The organism is Streptomyces sp. NPDC004721 (assembly GCF_053601495.1).
On record NZ_JBSGBZ010000025.1, the window covers coordinates 75459 to 90402 of the forward strand.

Genomic DNA, 14944 nt, shown 5'->3' on the forward strand with positions numbered 1-14944 from the left:
GATCTTGGTGTACGGCGCCTGTTCATCCCTCCCTCATCCCGGTTCGAGGCGGAGTTAAGACCCGAGCAGAACAGTGCTGCCGCATACCACCAGGAGGTTTCGATGAGATTGTGGCGTCGCGCGGCATCCGTCGTATTGGCCTTGAGCGCCCTCACCTTCGCGCTGACCACCCCGTCGGCGACGGCCGACCCCGGGCACAGCCGCTTCAGCTTCGCGGTGATCGGCGACATTCCCTACGGTGACACCCAGATCGCGGATTTCCCCCACGTGATCAGCCAGATCAACGCCGACCCGGACGTACGGTTCGTCAACCACATCGGCGACATCAAGAACGGCTCCACCGTCTGCAGCGACGACTACTTCAAGCTGATCAAGTCGGACTTCGACATGTTCGAGGACCCGCTGGTCTACACGGTGGGCGACAACGAGTGGACCGACTGCCACCGGCCCAACAACGGAAGCTACGACCCGCTGGACCGCCTGGCCGCCATCCGCGAGGTCTTCTTCCCCCAGCCGGACCGGACACTGGGCCGCAACAGCGTCCGGGTGACCTCGCAGGCCGACCAGGGCTACCCCGAGGACGTCCGGTACACCCGGGCGAACGTCGCCTTCGCCGCCCTGCACATCGTCGGCAGCAACAACAACATGGCCCCGTGGACCGGCAACACCTCGGCCACGCCGGAGCAGGCGGCCGAAGTACTGGGCCGTACGGCCGCAGTGGTGCAGGAGATCCACGAGACCTTCGCGGCCGCCGCGCGCGAGCACAACAAGGCCGTCGTCCTGCTCACCCAGGCCGACATGTTCGACCCGACGGTCACCGGCCCGTCCTTCGCGGACTATTACGCCTTCCAGCCGATCGTCAAGGCGATCGCCGAGGAGTCGGCCAAGTTCCGGGGCCCGGTGTACCTCTTCAACGGCGACAGCCACGTCTACAACAGCGACAAGCCGCTGGACACCGGTTCCCAGTGGCTGCCCTTCTACGGGGTCAAGACCGTCGCGCCCAACCTCCACCGGGTCACCATCGACGGCTCGACCGACGTCCGCAACTGGCTGAAGGTGACGATCGATCCGGGCAGCAAGCAGGTCCTGAGCTGGACCCGGGTGCCCTTCGCCCACGCGAACTGAGCCCCTCCGGGGGACACCAAGGGGGGAGCACCCAGCCGCTTACGCCGGGTGCTCCCTGTGGGCCGACGGGCCTCGGTAGCGCCGCCGGGACCGGTCGATGTCGTGCGCGGTGATGATCCCGCCGAGCCGGCCGTCGTCCATGACCAGGATGGGCAGTCCACCGCCCGCGGCGCCGAGGCGCTCCAGTACGGAGTTCAGCAGTTCGTCCGGTGCGGCGAGGGTGCACCGGGACAGCGGGGTCGCGAGGTCCCGTACCCGCAGGCGCTCCCGCTGCCCGGGCGGTACGGCGGCCAGCCGGCGCAGCTGCAGGAGGCCGCTGGGGTGACCGTCGAAGTCCAGCAGGGGCACCACCGAGTGCCCTGTCCGGGCGGCCACCTCGGACAGGAAGCCGTCCACGGTCAGCCAGTCGGGCCCGGTGACCACCGGAGTGGTCATCGTCTGCCCCACCCGTACGCCACGCAGGGCGGTGACCAGCTCCGCCCACCGCCGTTCGGTCGCGGCGGTACCGGCCACGAACAGACCGATGGCCATCAGCCACAAGCCGCCGGTCGTGCCCCGCAAGAGCACCACCCACCCGCCGGCGGCCAGCGCCATCCCGACGACCTGTCCGCTGCGACCGGCCGCCCGCTGGGCCCGCTCGCGGTCCCCCGTACGCCACCACACCACGGCCTGGACCAGCCGGCCTCCGTCCAGGGGTGCGGCGGGCAGCAGGTTGAAGACGCCCAACAGCAGGTTCGTGCCGCCCAGCCAGCCCAGCACGGCAACCGGAATGCGCCACCCCGTCGTCGCGTCCACGCCGGCCGCCGCGCCCAGCCAGACACCGCCGAGCACCAGGCTGGCGACCGGACCGCTGACGGCGACCGAGAACGCCGTGCGTGCCGTCGTCGGCCGGTCCATCCGGGTCAGTCCGCCGAGCGCCCACAGCGTCACATCCCGCACTGCTATCCCCGCCCTGCGGGCCGTCAGCGCGTGCGCGGCCTCGTGCACCACCAGACTCACCAGCAACAGCGAAGCACCGACGACCCCGGCGGCCGCGTACACAACCGGTGCCAGGCCCGCCTCATACCTGGGCAGCGTCCAGCTGGCCAGTCCGTACGCGAAGAAGAGCATGACCAGCGGCACGCTCCAGTGAGCCTCAATCGCCAGCCCTCGGATGCTTCCGATCCGGATCGAACCCTTCATTCCCATCACCGCCGACAGGTCACGCCCTCCGGACGTACCCCTCCCTTCCAGGGTCCGCCACAGGCCAACGAAAGGAAACATCCATCCGAATCCGGCACTGACGGCCGTCGCGGGCATACGGCGGCCGGCTGCCTCAGCCCGTCGGACACATGGCGGCCGGCCGCTCCGCGTGCGGGTGCTACTCGGTGACGAAGTCGCCCATCATGGCCATGTCCTCGTGCTCCAGGTTGTGGCAGTGGAGCATGAAGGGACCGGTGTAGTCGGTGAAACGGACGACCACTTCGACGGCCTCGGCCGGGCGCAGGGCCACGGTGTCCTTCCAGCCGTGGTCGTACGCCCCCAGTTCCCGGTTGTTCCGCGAGACCACCTGGAAGTGGTCGAGGTGGAGATGGACCGGATGGTGGAAGTTGGTGGTGAACCGCCACACCTCGGTCTGTCCCAGCTTGGGCCTGGCCAGAGCCCGGCCCGGCCGGTACTCCAGGCCGTTGATTGTCCACCCGGCGACCGAGCCGCGGAAGTGGAAGTCCCGGGTGACCGCGGCCCGGCCGGGCTCCAGCGCGACCACCTCGCTCAGCTTCGCCGGCACCTTCGTGTCGTCCTCGGGTGAGCCCGACCCCACGTCGAAGCGCATGACCTCGGCGGTCGTACCGTCTCCGAAGCGGTTCAACAGACGCACCTCGGTGCCCGCGCGGAACCGGGAGAAGTCGGCGACGACGTCGAAGCGTTCGCCGGGTGCGATCTCCAACGCGTCGTGGGGGCGGGGCGAGGACAGCAGCCCGCCGTCGCCGCCGATCTGCACGAAGGCGTCCCCGCCCTCGGGCTGCGGGTCCAACTCCAGTTTGTACACACGGGCGTTGGAGGCATTGAGGAACCGCAGGCGATAGCGCAGCCGCTGCACCTCGTGCACCGGCCAGGGCGCTCCGTTGACCAGCACCACGTCACCCAGTACGCCGTTCATGTAGGCATCGGTGACGCCTGGAGCGTGAAATCCCGGATCCACCATGGGGTAACGGAACGATCCGTCCTCCGCGAAGGACCGGTCCGTGATCATCAGCGGAATGTCGCGCTCGCCGCTCGGCAGCGGCAGCCGGTCCTCCTCGTCGTCGTGGACGAGATGGAACCCGGCCAGCCCCATCCACACGCTCGCCCCGGTGTAGCCCATGCGGTGATCGTGGTACCAGAGCGTCGCCGCGCGCTGCTTGAACGGATAGGTGTAGCTCCGCACCCCCTCGGCCAGGTCCATCGCGCCGTGGTCCATGGACATGCCGTGCTTGCCGCCGGCCATGCCCTGGACGGCGCGGTGGGCGTCGTAGGAGCCGTCGGCGGGCAGGATGAGCGAGGTCGGGTAGCCGTCGCTCGCCGCCGGGGTGTGCCCGCCGTGCAGGTGCACGACGACGGGCTGGTCCAGTTCGTTGCGGTGCCGTACCACGGTGCGCCGCCCGGAACGGGAGACGATGGTGGGCCCCGGGAACGTACCGCCGTACGTCCAGGCCTTCGTCCTGAGACCGGGCAGGATCTCCAACTCGGCCACGCGCTGGGTGATGTCGTAGGTGTCCGTGGTGCCGCTGCTGGAGGCGGGCTCCAGGACCGGCGGCACGGGCAGGGGCACCTGGTGGGGCCGGGGCAGTTTCGCCGTGCTGCCGAGCAGTCGGCCGGGCTTGCCCTCGCTGAAATAGGAGCGCAGCAGGGGCCGGGCGGCCAGGCTCACGGCTCCCACGCCGAGGACGGCGCCCCCCGCGTTCAGGACGGTACGCCGTCTCACGCGACCAGCTCCGATGCACGGTCCGGGGTGTCCGGCGGACCGGGGGAGTCACTGGGCGGCAGCGGGGTGGCCATCACGCGCTGGGTGAGCATCGCCGTAGCCGCGACGATGGTCACCCCGAGCACCACGTGGGCGGGCACACTGTGCTTCACACCGAGCACCACCTGGCCGAGGAGTGCGATCAGCAGCAGGACCGAGGGGCCGAGGAACGATGACGGGCCGCCCGCCCGGCGCACCAGGAAGGCGGCCACGGCCATCACCATGGCCACGCCCACGACCCCGCGGGCCAGCATGCCGTGCATCTCCAGCATGTCGAAGTGCCCGCCCAGGAAGCCCCCGGCCAGGGCGACTTGGACGAGGAGCAGCACGGACTGAAGCAGGGCGACCACGCGGACGGTGAGCAGGGAACGACGTAAGGACATACGGATACCTCGGCTCTTTGTCGATTTAAGGGATGTACGACACGGGAAGGGCCCACAGTCGTACACAGTCGTAGAACCCGGGTCATCGAACCGTCTGGGAACTCCGGGGCGCAACCCCGAAGTTGAGTCTTACGGGATTTCGTGATCCCCGCGTTCGAGTGGCTGTGTGGCTCGGTCAGCGGGCGCTGATCTTGTCGAGCAGGCGCGCGAGGACACCGATGCGGTCGCTGTCGCGGGGAAGGCGGGAGAGACAGGTCTCCAGTCTGTCGATGTCGCCGATCCGCAGACCGCCCGCGCCTGCCGCGTCGACGACGGCGGTGATCGCCTTGAAGCCCCAGTACTGGCTGAAGGCGCGATCCTCGTCTCCGAGGACGGCCTCCACCAAGGGGTCGAGATGATCGGCGTCGGGGCGCGCGTAAAGGCGCGCGTAGGCAGCGAGCCGGGTCCCGGGATCTTCGGACCCGAGCGAGCCCTCGACGTCGAAGTCCCGTTCGCGGCGGGTGGCGGTCACGAGGTCCGCGAAGATCTGCTCCATCAGGTTGGTGCGCTCGGGGCTGCTCGCCATGCGTTCTCGCACCTGGGTGTATTCGGCGGCGAGTTGCGCAACGGCATCGCTCACCGCGGAGCCGGTGGCCCCCTCGTCGTCCGCACTGCCGCCGGCCACGAAAGCGAGACGGGCGGTGCGTGACGCGTCATCAGCCACGTGACCGGCTCGTGCGCTGTGCTCCTCGGCTGCCTCGATGCGGTCGACGAGTCGCTTGTACTGGAACTTCGTCCCGCCGGGCAGCTCGATACTGTCGAACAGGGCGCCCAGCCACGGCACTACGGCCACCGCGAGGAGTGCGGCGGTGACCGCGTCGATCGTCAGATCGGGTTTGACCACGTGAACGATCGCGGCTCCGATCGCCGAACACGTGATGACAGCCGCGATGACATCCCGTCGACGGTCACGGCCGCTTCGCGGGCCCCGTATCGGCTCCTCCGACATGCCGACCACCCTCGCACACGCGGCCGCGACCCGCCGACGAATCCGGTCAGCAGCGCCTCCGGCAACCCGATGGCGGTGCCGGCCCGTCGTCCCCGCCGGCGTGGTGGGGCAACTCAGGGCCGGTGCGCCGCTACCCGGTGGGTCCTCGTGTCACTTCCGCCAGAACAGGTGGTGCGTCACGCCGCTCGGGCTGGGCACGACCTCGAGGTGGAACCGGTCGAGCAACTCGTCGGGTGACTCCCAGAGCCGTAGTCCGGAGCCGAACTTCACCGGGGAGACGGCGATGTGCATGGTGTCGACGAGGTCGGCGTCGAGGAACTGCCGGACGGTGGTGACCCCGCCGCCGAGCCGTACGTCCTTGCCCTGCGCCGCCTCCTTGGCCCGATCGAGGACCGTGGCCGGGTCGCCGTCGACGAAGTGGAAGGTGGTGTCGGAGAGCGTGAACGAAGGGCGCTTGTGGTGCGTCATGACGAACACCGGGGTGCGGAACGGGGGTTCCTCACCCCACCAGCCGCGCCACTCGTGGTCGTTCCAGGGTCCGCGCTGGGGCCCGAACTTGTTGCGGCCCATGATCTCGGCGCCGATGTTGCGCGCGTAGTCCCGCGTGAAGTAGTCGTCGAGGCCCCGACTCCCCCCGGGGTCGGTGCGCATGGGCCAGCTCGCCGTGGCCCCGGCCCAGGCGAACAGCCTCTCGGGGCGGACGTGGCCGAACGGACTCTCGAAGCTCTGGTCCTCCCCGGCGCCGATTCCGTCACTGGAGACGTTGAAGTTCTGGACCCTCAGTAGTTGAGCCATGTGTTCCTCCGGTGGTGTCGACAACGGTGGTGAGACTCTCCGGGTGAGGAATACTCATCGCCGCGCCGTGTGGGCTGCCGACTACCACTATCCGGTGAGGAGCAAGCGCACGAGTGGGACGAACACGCGGATCGGCTGCCCGCGTTCGCCGGCATGATCGGCCGGACCGTCAGCGGCCGGGTCACCAGGCTCCGCCCGGTGTCACGGTCACCGAAGCAGGTTCAGTTGGCCCCCGCGTGGCCCGCCGCCCAGGACCGGCGGGCCGGCGCCTCGAAGGCGCCTACGCGAGGTAAGCGGAACGTACGCCTCCACCGTTCGAATCGGAAGCCCTGCGGCTGTGTGCCGCCGCTCACACAGGCTTGGTGTACTCGCGGACCGCCGGTGCGAGGGGGGCGCCGTTCCGGCGTGCCGAGCCGAGCGCGGCCTCGACCACCGCGACGGCCGCGTGGATGTCGGCCACCGTGACCAGGGGAGTGCGTCCGTGGCGGATGTCGTCGCGGAACTCGGTGAACAATCGGCGCAGTGCCGTCACCCCGGCGGGACCGCCGACCTGGCGGGAGACGCCTACGCCGTCCGCACCGCGCACCGAGACCGAGGGAGCGTCCTCGTCGGCGAGTACGTGGCCGTGCGAGCCGAGCACGCGCAGGGTGGACGAGACGGGGGCCGGGCCGATGCCGGCGGGTGTGCGGGCCACGGTGGCGGTCGCCACCACTCCGTTGCGCAGGCGGAGCGAGAGCACCGCCGCGTCCTCGACACCGTGGGTGCCGTGGGGACCGTCGAACAGCGGTGCGTGGGGCGCCGCACTGCTGAAGGCGACGACCTCGTCCACGTCCAGGCCGGTCAGGTGCCGGACCGCCAGGGCCGGATACCACCCGAAGTTCATCAGTTCGCCGCCACCGGACAAGGCGGGGTCGCAGACGAGTTCGGGGCGCTCGACCGTGGTGCCGTCGAGTCCGCCGGCCGCGAGCCACTCCGCGTCGACGGCCAGGGGCAGGCCGATCGCGCCGGAGTCCACGATGCGCCGGGCCCGTACTACTTGCGGAGAGTAGAGACGGTGGACGGCGGTGAGCAGTCCGCGGGAGCGGTCGGCCGCGTCCCACAGGCGCTGCGCGCCGCGGGTGTCGGTCGCGGCGGGCTTGTCGACGATGACGTGTCGGTCCGCTTCGAGCGCTCTCAGCGCGAGTTCGACGTGCCGCGTGGGTTCGCTGCACACGAGGGCGATGTCGCAGGAGGCGAGGCCCTGGTCCAGGTCGAGCAGCGGGATGCCCGTCGTACGGGCGAGGGCGGCACTGTCCTCGGCGAAGGGGCTGTCGGCGGAGTCGGCGCAGCCGATCACCTCGAAGCCTGGCAGGGACCGCAGCAGCGGCACGTAGTCACGGGCGTGCCGGACCCCGGATGCGATGAGGATCCTCATGTCAGCAGACTTCCTTGACGTCGACGGGGCGGCCCTCGTCCGCGCTGAGCTGTGCCGCCAGGGCGGCGGCCAGAGCGGCACGTACCTGGTGGGGCGCGGTCAGCGGGGCGGCCACCCCGTCGAGCACGTCGCGCAGGTGCCTGGTCTGCTCCGTCATGGCGCCGTCGATCGAGGCGGGGGCGACCGGCGGCGCGGAGTGCGCTCTCGGCTCGTCCTCGCTGCTGTGGTGCAGGGTGCCGGCCGTGCCGGACAGCACGAGCCGGCGGACGAACGTGCCGCGTGCCGCGAGGGCGTAGCACAGTTCGACGGTGGCGAGGGCGCCGCCGGCGAAGCGTACGAGGATCTGGAAGCTGTCGGGGGTCGGCATCCCGGGCGCCCATGTGCGGCAGGGGCGGCCGAAGACGCGGACGGGCTCGTCGTCCATGAGCCAGGTCAGCAGGTCGAGGGCGTGTACGCCGTTGTGGGCGACATGGCCTCCGGAGCGGGCCGGGTTCAGCTGCCAGCCCCGCCAGCCTCCGGGCCAGACGTGCCCGGTGTACCAGGTGAGGTGGGCCAGGCGGGGTGTGCCGATCGCGCCCTCGGCGACCGCCCGGGCGATTTCCAGGTGGACGGGCTGGAAGCGCGCCGTCTGGGCGACGAGCAGGGGCCGGCCGGTGGTCTCCGCGGCCGCGAGGACCCGGTCGACGTCGGCCACCTTCAGCGCGGCGGGCTTCTCCAGGAGGACCGCGCGGCCGGCCTCGAGCGCCGCCACGGAGAACTCCGCATGCGATTCGGGGGAGGTGCACACTGCGGTGACGTCGATGCCGTCGGACCACGCGCTCGCCGGGTCGGTGGACCAGGTGGCTCCCTCGGCGAGGGCGGCCAGCGCGGCGGCCCGCTCGGGATGCCGGTCGACTACGTGGGCCAGCCGCATTCCCGGGACACCCGCGAGCGCGGCGACGTGGTCACGGGCGATGGCGCCGGCACCGAGGACGGCCACGCGATGGTCGCGTGGCCACTGTCCAGGGTCCCGCGATTCCCTCTGCCCGGGTTCTCCGGGCTCTCCGGGCACGGCGGCCTCTCCGGGCACGGGGGCAGAGCGCACGCACGGCTCCTCACACTCGACTTCTCGGCTGGGAGTTCAGACGTCAGACATCTTATGTCCGAGCCGTGAATTCCGGGAGGGGTGCCGTACGCCGGCCCTCAGGAAGACGGTTCGGCGTGTTCGCCACGCACGCAGTGGGTGACGTCCACCAGGCCCGCCATGTGCGGGAACTCGGCAACCCGGGCCTCACGGCCCCCGGTGATCGCCTGTGCCGGGGAGGGGGGTGGGCGGCGTCAGGGCCATCCCCACGCCGGCGGCGTCAGGTTGCCGCCCCGTGCCCGCGCCCCTCAACGACGCTGCCGGTGACGCGGTCACCTGCCGTGAATCCTGGACCGGTGTCCGGCGGACCCGATGTCGGCCGGGTGCTCCGGCGCCCCGCCGGGCGATACGAGGAGGCGGGAGGGTCACCCATCAGGACCGGCCCGCGTCGCGTACCGGACACGCAGTGCGGACGATGAGGTCATGCGCCCTCAGTCGACGGAAGACGTGCCGCCGTCCCTTCACCGTGTCCGCCCGCACCGGCAGTGCTTCGCCCGGGCCTCGGCCACCGTGATGTTCGCTCTCGCAGCCGGCGTGCTGACCGGATGCGGCAACAGCGGCGGCGGGGGTTCCACGGTCAGCCCGAGGCCGACTCCTCCCAACACGGCGTCGTTCTCGTCCCATCCGCTGCCGTCCTCCGCGTCGTCGGCCATCGCCTCCGCCCGTGCCTCGGCGTCGGCGGCGGCCTCGTCCGCGTCCGCGCGTGCCTCGGAGTTCGAGGCGTCGGTGTCGGCCGAGACCGCCCGGCGGGCCGCGGCCGCCGAGAAGGCGCTCAAGGGTGTCAAGGGAGGCGGCAACGCGCGGTCGGAGGTGAGTCTGACCGGAGTGCCCAGGACGCAGACCGGAGGTGTACTGGCTTCCCTGGTCACCATCACCAACAAGACCGACCGCAAGGCGTCCTACGCCGTGCAGGTCGACTTTCTGGACGCGCAGGGGCACGTGGTCGAGACCCGCTACGCGGGCGCGGAGAACCTGGAACCCGGCAAGCGCGAGCAGCCCATCGTGTTCAGCCGGAAACCTCCCGAGCCCAAACTGACGCCCCGACTGGCCAAGGCCGAGCGCTACTGAGCGGCTGGGTGGTGTGCGGAAACCCGGTACGCGTTCGGGCCGCCTGAGTGGTAACAGCTGTTACCATCGGTGGATGGCGAAGACACAGCTGGGCGTGCGCGTCGATGACGAGATCAAGGAACTGGCCGAGGCCCGTGCGAGGGACCGCGGTCTGAGCCTCGGTGACTACATCGCCGGCCTGGTGCGGGAGGACACCAGCGGGCTGCGGCAGCGGGGTCTGGATGCCGCGCGGCGCTTCCTCGACGAGCACCAGAGTCTCTTCGACGAGGCGGAAGAGGCCGATCGCCGCCCCCGGGGAGCGCACGCCGCGTAATGGAACTGCACATCGACGTCCCCTGGATCCTGCAGGTCGCCGAACTCGCGGGAGCGGGGGATCCCGCCCCCGACGACTACGGGGTGCCCGTGGCCGCGGTCGCCTGCCACCGTGCCGAACTGCTGGGAACACCCGTCTACGACGGCCCCTACGCCCGCGCCGCCGCCCTCGTGCACATCCTCGGTCGCTGTCGCTGGCTCGAGCGCTCCAACATGGCCGTGGCCGCGGCGACGGGCGTGATGTATCTGGAGGCCTCCGGTATCACGGTCAAGCCCACCCGCGAGGACGCCATCGCCCTGCGCGACCTGCTGCGCGATCCCGGCTGCACCGCCGAGAGGATCGCCGGCCTGCTGCGCACCTGGCCGCAGGCCACCTGAGCCGCGCTCCTCGGGCAGCCGGGCCGACGTGCGTCCTCCCGTACCGGTCGTACGAGACGTACCGAGGGCTTCGCCGGACGTGCTCGGAGTCGGAGCCGGCCACCATCATGGTCGACACGCCGCCGATCCCCGCTCGTACGACGCCGAGCGGGGATCGGCACCGGGTCGGCGGGCCGGGGCCTCACACCTCGCCGCGCGCCATCGCGATCAGCCGGTCCAGCACGGCGGCGTCGGCGCGGACGCCGTCGTGGGCATGGGTGTTGGTGATCCACGGCCGCAGACCACGGACCACCTCGGCGGTCTCGAGGGACTGCTCGCGGTCGACGAACATGTCGTCGAAGTACACGGCTGCCGCCACCGGGACCCTGTTGCCGGCGAGCCGGTTCAGGTCGTACAGGGCGGGCCAGTCGCTGCGCGCGGCCAGCAGATGCGCCGCCTCGCGCAGCGGAACCAGCGCCGGGTCCTCGTCGAACTGCCAGGGGTAGATCATCTCGCCGGTGAAAAGGAACGGGCCGTCACCGTCCGCGTCGAACTCGGGGAACTCCTCGCGGACGCGGTGCGCCGACCATGCGGTGGCCCGGCCGCCCTGGGCGTAGATGGGCTCGTGGAGCACCGCGTACAGGGGGCGCGGCGCGAAGGACAGCGTGGCCTGGGCGCCGTACAGGAAGGCGTCCGACAGCCGTGGTCCGGCCGGCCCGGCCACGAACGCGCTCTCCAGCAGGTAGTGGAGGGCGTCGAAGCCGGACGAGGTGCCCAGACCTATGCCGAGGGACTGGAAGCGACGGGGGCTCAGCCGCTCGCCGGACGGCATGCGCACGTCGTGGCTGCCGAGGTGCGCGGCGATCCTTCGGGCGAGTTCCCGATCGTCCGGGTAGCGGGCGAAGAACAGCTCGTTGTGGCGGGCGGTGCGCCGGTACGCGGCCCGGTACACATCGTCGGCGTGCCCTGTCAGCGTCGGCAGGCCGCCCGTGATGAAGACCTGGTCCAGGCCGTGCGGGGCATGGCTGAGATAGGTCAGTGCGCAGAAACCGCCGAAACTCTGGCCCAGCACGGTCCACGGCCGGTCGCCGACGAGGAACCCGCGCAGCAGCTCGGCGTCGCGGACGATGGCGTCGGCACGGAAGTGCGCGAGGTACGCGGCCGTGGCCTCGGGGGACGGATGGACCGCGAGGGTGTGCCGGTCGGCGGGCGTGGACCGGCCCGTGCCGCGCTGGTCCATGAGGACCACCCGGTACTCCTTCAGCGCACGCTTCAGCCAGGCACCTGCGGCGTTCGGGCGCTCCGCGCGGCCGCCCGGGCCGCCCTGGAGCCACAGCAGGCGGGGCAGGTCGCGGTGCTCGTTGCCGGCGGCGACGACCTCGCGGGCGAAGAGGGAGATCGACGGGCCGTCGGGGCGGGAGTGGTCCAGCGGGACGTCGAGAGTGTGGTCGGTGCACACCATGCCGCCGTGGCGATGGACAGTGGCCATCAGTAGCCCTCGACCTCCAGCTCACGGCAGATCTCGACGAGTTCGGGATGCACGTACACACCGTCCCTCTCGATGCACTCGCCGTCGAGGTGGATGGAGGGCGCGCTGACCGAGCCGTCGGTGTGGGCGGCGGCGACCCACGGTTCGCCGCCGATCCAGGCACCCTTGGTGCCGATGCCCAGCTCGACGCAGCCGAAGACACGCTCGTCCTCGACGATGCGGCCGGTGGGGGCGGGCACGCCCGGGTTGAAGCCGAGGGACCAGTGGGCGATGCGGTACATGTTCGGGTCGTTCCAGGACTCCATCCAGCGACGGAAGACGGCCGCGTCCTGGCCGTCGCCGTCGATGGCCGTGACGACGCCCTTCTCGATCGTGAGACGGACGGGGGAGCGCAGCAGGCCGAGCTGGTCCGGCGGCCACAGGGCGCCGTCGAAGACGAGGACGCCGTCCTGGGTCTCCTCCAGCGGGTTCCAGGAGATCTGCCCGGACAGCATCACGGTCTCGCCGGGCTTCTCGGCGGGCTTTCCGCGCAGGTTGATGGGACGGTCTCCGTTGCGGCCCACCAGGTCGGTGCCCGCCGCCGAGGTGATACGGACTTCGTCCGCCTGCTCCAGCAACCGCACCAGTGCCTTGCCGAGCTTGATGACGCCCTGGAAGTCGGGCCGTCCCACAGTCGCGACGAGCATGTGAACGTCCATCGCGGTCAGGTTGGTGTACCGGCAGCCGTTGGCCATGGCCGTCCGGAAGGCGTCGGAGTGCATGACGTACGAGACGGCGAACTCGATCCACACGTCGGCGTCGGCGATGGCACCGGCGACAGGCCGCGGCGGCTCCATGGAGGAGCTGGGCAGCGTCTCGTACCAGACGACGACGGGGTGGGCGCCGGCGGCGGCGACCGCCTGTGCGGTGGCTTCGAGTACGCGGCGGTCGCTGCTGGTGTCGCCGGTGAGGACGACGTGCTCACCGGGCTTGACGAGCATGACCTCCTCGACGAGCTTGCGGGCGGCGAGGGCGAGCTCGAAGCTGAGGTACTCGCCGCGCGGCTCGAGGCGGCTGAACATCTCCATGGGGTGGATCTCCTAGGTGCTGCGTGATCGGTACCGCGTGACAGCGGTGCGGGATGCGGCGGGACGGCAGGGCGCTTCCCGCCTGGTGGACAAAGGGGGCGGGCCCGCTCAGCCGGCCTTGATGATCTGGGCCGAGTCGCCGAGGGAGGATCCGGCGATGAGTCCGGCGCCCACGAGGTTGAGCTCCTCCTCGGCCCGCGGACCGCGCAGACGGCGGTAGCCGACGCGGACGGCGAGCGCGGCCAGGACCATCCAGCAGGCCTGCGGTGTGAGGATCAGCAGGCCCGTGGCGAGCATGACGCCCATCTGCCGCTTGGTGCCTCCGAGGAGCTGGACGAGCGCGCCGGGGATCGCCCACAGCACCAGGGTGCGCATCACGCCCGGGTCGCCGAGCCCGTGCTTGACGGTGTCGGCGTACACCTTGGCGACCGGCGGGATGAGTCCCTGGCGGAAGTAGGACTGCCACAGGACCGCGACGACGACGAGCGCCGCGCCGAAGCCGATGAGCGCCGCCCGGAACTGCTCGCGCCGGCCCTCGCGCTCGAAGGGGTCCCAGGGACGGTGCTCGCGCCGCAGCAGCCAGCCGGCCTTGAGGTCGTAGCCCATGTCGGCGAACGCGGGACCCGTGGCGGACACGTAGCCGACGAGGAGGGCGAGCGGAACGGACGGGATGCCGATGAGCAGGCCCGCGATCAGGAAGATCAGGGTGACCGCGAACGAGGGGAACCAGCCGGACTGCATCGCGGCCAGGCCCACGATCAGCTCGTGCACGAGGGCGGCGAACGCGGCGAACAGGACCCAGGCGACCAGACCGGTGGGGCTCATGTCCCCGACGAGGCCGCCGACGACGGCGAGGACCGCGGCGCCGGCGGTGAAGAGGGCGTATCCGCGCAGCAGGGTGTGGCGCAGGGCGCGTTCGTCGACGGTGACGGCGGTGCTGGGGTCGGCGGCGGTTTCGGCGGTGGGGCTGCCCGCGGGACCGGTCTCCGCGGCGGCCCGCACCGGCTGGTGCGCGGTGCGGCCGGCGCGACGGCGCAGCAGCAGCACCGCGGCCTGGCCGAGTGCGACGATGCCGGCGCCGACCATCACGCCGTGCGGGACGTAGCCCGCGCCGATGTCGGTGTGGAACAGGTCGGGGCTGAACTGGCGGATGCCGAGGCCTATGCCGAACATCAGCAGCGCCCACACGTTGCCGAGGAAGGCGACGCCCGCGGCCGACAGCGGCAGGCTGAGCAGGGTCCCGCCGATGCCGACGAGCGTTCCGGCGCCCAGGACGAGGGCGCGGCGGCCGCCCTGGTCTCCGGCCTTGATGGTCTCCGCGGCGGCGGTGCCGGGCGGCCAGGCCGCGGTGGCGGGCAGCAGCCGGGAGCCGAAGGAGCGGTAGAGCACCCACGTGTCGATGAGCAGTCCGATGAACGCGCCGCTCAGCATGGGCCACACGAGGTCCTTGCGGCCGAAGACGTACGGCACCGCCACGGATGTGAGCAGCGCGTTCGCCGAGGCGAAGGTGGCGGCGGAGATGGCGGACTGGGCGAGGTTCTGCCGATGGACGGACCGCATACCGCGCAGCCCGCCGAGCGGGATGCGCCCCACGAGCATGGCGATCAGGGCGCCGACGACGGAGGTGTTCGCGGAGATTCCCAGCTTGGCGACGAGGTCCGCTCCGATCACGGCGCCGACGACGGAGAGCACGACCAGCAGGACGAAGACGACGGGCTCGCGAACCCGGGGATGGTGCGTCGGCTCCTCGACGGGGGAGGGCGGGGGCGCGGTGGGCGGTGCGGAAGTGTGATGGGGCACGGGACATCCCTTGCGTGGGCGAGTCCTGGCGGGTCGGGGG

Annotated in this window: 13 protein-coding genes and 1 pseudogene; 4 read left to right on the plus strand and 10 right to left on the minus strand. The window is 71.2% G+C overall.

The genetic code is table 11. The features are described 5' to 3' along the window. The first annotated feature begins 102 nt into the window (after positions 1 to 102). Entirely contained in the window at positions 103 to 1125 is a 1023-nt protein-coding gene (locus tag ACWEK3_RS23330) for a metallophosphoesterase (protein WP_453250513.1), read from the plus strand. Between the two features lie 603 nt (positions 1126 to 1728). Here the strand turns inward: ACWEK3_RS23330 and ACWEK3_RS23335 are convergent. The 7 genes and pseudogenes from ACWEK3_RS23335 to ACWEK3_RS23365 all read right to left on the minus strand — a co-directional run. Beyond that, positions 1729 to 2424: pseudogene (locus tag ACWEK3_RS23335) on the minus strand (site-2 protease family protein); the annotation flags it as partial. 61 nt (positions 2425 to 2485) lie between these two features. Then, the gene (locus tag ACWEK3_RS23340; RefSeq protein ID WP_453250514.1) at positions 2486 to 4069 is read right to left on the minus strand and encodes a multicopper oxidase family protein; all 1584 of its coding nucleotides are present in this window, start codon (positions 4067 to 4069) and stop codon (positions 2486 to 2488) included. Beyond that, complete coding sequence (locus ACWEK3_RS23345) at positions 4066 to 4491, minus strand: hypothetical protein (RefSeq protein ID WP_453250515.1); 426 nt, start codon at positions 4489 to 4491, stop codon at positions 4066 to 4068. Before ACWEK3_RS23345 ends, ACWEK3_RS23340 begins: the two co-directional genes overlap by 4 nt. Before the next feature lie 175 nt (positions 4492 to 4666). Beyond that, on the minus strand, positions 4667 to 5374 hold the full coding sequence (locus tag ACWEK3_RS23350; protein ID WP_450541823.1) for a hypothetical protein: 708 nt from the start codon (positions 5372 to 5374) through the stop codon (positions 4667 to 4669). Positions 5375 to 5629: 255 nt separating this feature from the next. Continuing rightward, complete coding sequence (locus ACWEK3_RS23355; RefSeq protein WP_450541822.1) at positions 5630 to 6274, minus strand: dihydrofolate reductase family protein; 645 nt, start codon at positions 6272 to 6274, stop codon at positions 5630 to 5632. A gap of 349 nt (positions 6275 to 6623) precedes the next feature. Further along, positions 6624 to 7688, minus strand: a complete 1065-nt coding sequence (locus tag ACWEK3_RS23360; protein ID WP_450541820.1) for a Gfo/Idh/MocA family protein — start codon at positions 7686 to 7688, stop codon at positions 6624 to 6626. Between the two features lies 1 nt (position 7689). Beyond that, positions 7690 to 8667, minus strand: coding sequence for a Gfo/Idh/MocA family protein (locus tag ACWEK3_RS23365; RefSeq protein WP_453250516.1), 978 nt, complete (start codon positions 8665 to 8667; stop codon positions 7690 to 7692). A gap of 567 nt (positions 8668 to 9234) precedes the next feature. Here ACWEK3_RS23365 and ACWEK3_RS23370 point away from each other — a divergent pair. The 3 genes from ACWEK3_RS23370 (at position 9235) to ACWEK3_RS23380 (ending at position 10569) form a co-directional block, all read left to right on the plus strand. Next, the gene (locus ACWEK3_RS23370) at positions 9235 to 9879 is read left to right on the plus strand and encodes an FxLYD domain-containing protein (protein ID WP_450541817.1); all 645 of its coding nucleotides are present in this window, start codon (positions 9235 to 9237) and stop codon (positions 9877 to 9879) included. A gap of 73 nt (positions 9880 to 9952) precedes the next feature. Further along, positions 9953 to 10192, plus strand: coding sequence for a hypothetical protein (locus ACWEK3_RS23375; RefSeq protein ID WP_376543439.1), 240 nt, complete (start codon positions 9953 to 9955; stop codon positions 10190 to 10192). Next, on the plus strand, positions 10192 to 10569 hold the full coding sequence (locus ACWEK3_RS23380; RefSeq protein WP_390726282.1) for a fic family toxin-antitoxin system, toxin component: 378 nt from the start codon (positions 10192 to 10194) through the stop codon (positions 10567 to 10569). The genes ACWEK3_RS23375 and ACWEK3_RS23380 overlap by 1 nt, the downstream gene beginning before the upstream one ends. A 181-nt stretch (positions 10570 to 10750) precedes the next feature. On the opposite strand, the gene ACWEK3_RS23385 is transcribed toward ACWEK3_RS23380, so the two are convergent. The 3 genes from ACWEK3_RS23385 to ACWEK3_RS23395 form a co-directional block, all read right to left on the minus strand. Beyond that, positions 10751 to 12037, minus strand: a complete 1287-nt coding sequence (locus ACWEK3_RS23385) for an alpha/beta fold hydrolase (RefSeq protein WP_453250517.1) — start codon at positions 12035 to 12037, stop codon at positions 10751 to 10753. Next, entirely contained in the window at positions 12037 to 13104 is a 1068-nt protein-coding gene (locus tag ACWEK3_RS23390) for a hypothetical protein (protein WP_453250518.1), read from the minus strand. Before ACWEK3_RS23390 ends, ACWEK3_RS23385 begins: the two co-directional genes overlap by 1 nt. Positions 13105 to 13212: 108 nt before the next feature. Beyond that, on the minus strand, positions 13213 to 14904 hold the full coding sequence (locus ACWEK3_RS23395) for an OPT/YSL family transporter (RefSeq protein WP_453250519.1): 1692 nt from the start codon (positions 14902 to 14904) through the stop codon (positions 13213 to 13215). Positions 14905 to 14944: the final 40 nt, after the last annotated feature.

Excerpts from the sequence above, each read along its gene's own strand:
- ACWEK3_RS23330 (WP_453250513.1), top strand. The coding sequence starts at position 103 with ATGAGATTGTGGCGTCGCGCGGCATCCGTCGTATTGGCCTTGAGCGCC.
- ACWEK3_RS23345 (WP_453250515.1), bottom strand. The coding sequence starts at position 4,491 with ATGTCCTTACGTCGTTCCCTGCTCACCGTCCGCGTGGTCGCCCTGCTT.
- ACWEK3_RS23355 (WP_450541822.1), bottom strand. The coding sequence starts at position 6,274 with ATGGCTCAACTACTGAGGGTCCAGAACTTCAACGTCTCCAGTGACGGA.
- ACWEK3_RS23360 (WP_450541820.1), bottom strand. The coding sequence starts at position 7,688 with ATGAGGATCCTCATCGCATCCGGGGTCCGGCACGCCCGTGACTACGTG.
- ACWEK3_RS23370 (WP_450541817.1), top strand. The coding sequence starts at position 9,235 with ATGCGCCCTCAGTCGACGGAAGACGTGCCGCCGTCCCTTCACCGTGTC.
- ACWEK3_RS23375 (WP_376543439.1), top strand. The coding sequence starts at position 9,953 with ATGGCGAAGACACAGCTGGGCGTGCGCGTCGATGACGAGATCAAGGAA.
- ACWEK3_RS23380 (WP_390726282.1), top strand. The coding sequence starts at position 10,192 with ATGGAACTGCACATCGACGTCCCCTGGATCCTGCAGGTCGCCGAACTC.
- ACWEK3_RS23385 (WP_453250517.1), bottom strand. The coding sequence starts at position 12,037 with ATGGCCACTGTCCATCGCCACGGCGGCATGGTGTGCACCGACCACACT.
- ACWEK3_RS23390 (WP_453250518.1), bottom strand. The coding sequence starts at position 13,104 with ATGGAGATGTTCAGCCGCCTCGAGCCGCGCGGCGAGTACCTCAGCTTC.